The sequence below is a fragment of the Nocardiopsis sp. NPDC055879 genome, from assembly GCF_053615935.1.
Genome location: NZ_JBSHCT010000110.1, coordinates 1 through 1,104, shown reverse-complemented (window position 1 = coordinate 1,104; position 1,104 = coordinate 1). Strand labels below are relative to the sequence as shown.

General features: G+C 69.7%; 1 protein-coding gene. It reads left to right on the top strand.

What is annotated here, in order from left to right; all coding sequences use genetic code 11:
- Positions 1-912, top strand: a 912-nt coding sequence (locus ACWGKS_RS30095) for an EAL domain-containing protein (RefSeq protein WP_452525126.1), incomplete at its 5' end; no start/stop codon positions are given.
- Positions 913-1,104 lie beyond the last annotated feature (192 nt).

Below are 1,104 nucleotides of genomic sequence, written 5' to 3'. Positions count from 1 at the left end.
GACGACGCACCCGACTTCGAGTCGCTCATGCAGCGCGCCGACGTCGCCATGTACGTGGCCAAGACCGACCGCACCGGGGTGGAGTCCTACGACCCGGGCAAGGACCGTAATTCCACCGCCCGCCTGAGCATGTACAGCGAGCTGCGGCGCGGGCTGGTCGACGGCGCCCTGGAGATGCGTTACCAGCCCAAGGTCGAACTGGCCGACGGTCGCGCCATCGGTCTGGAGGCTCTGGCTCGGTGGCGACACCCCTCCCAGGGGCTGCTCACCCCCGACGAGTTCCTGCCGATCGTCGAACACTCCAACCTGTTCAGGGCCTTCTCCGCCCAGGTCCTGGACATCACACTGGCCCGCGCGGCCGATTGGCACGCCGAGGGTCTCACCCTGCCGGTCTCGGTCAACCTGGGCGTGCGCGAACTCCTCGATCCCGAGCTGCCCGACACCGTCGCGGCGGCCCTGCGCGAATACGGGGTGCCCGCCGAACGCCTGGTCCTGGAGGTCGGTGAACAGTCCCTCATCAACGACCCGGAGGCCGCCACCGAGGCCGTGGAACGGCTCCGGGCACTCGGCGTGGGATTGGCCCTGGACGACTTCGGCACCGGACACTTCACCCTCGCCCAGCTCGCGGGGCTGCCCCTGGACGAGGTGAAGATCCACGAGTCGTTCACCACGCGTCTGGCCGAGGAGGCGTCTCGCGGGCACACCGTGGTGCGCGCCGCCATCACCCTGGTCCGAGCCCTGGGCATGCGCGCCACCGCCGAGGGCGTGAGCAGCGCGGAGTCGGCCGAGGCCGCCCTGGAGGCCGGTTGCCACTACGCCCAGGGGCACCACTTCGCCGAACCCATGCACCCCCGCGACGTGCTGCCCTGGTGGACCGCCCACACCACCCCGACCCCCACCGGACCCCAGTGACCGCCTGACCGATCATGAGGCGCTGAACGTTCCCGGTGCGGTGGCGGTCTCCTGCACGGCCGACGGTGAACCGGGTGTCATGGGACTCAGGTGAGGAGGAACGGGACCGTGACACGGGCGGGGGCCAATAGGATTGTGCTGATCACCCGTCCGCCGAAGAAACGGTTCTCAACTGATGACCGCCATCACCCG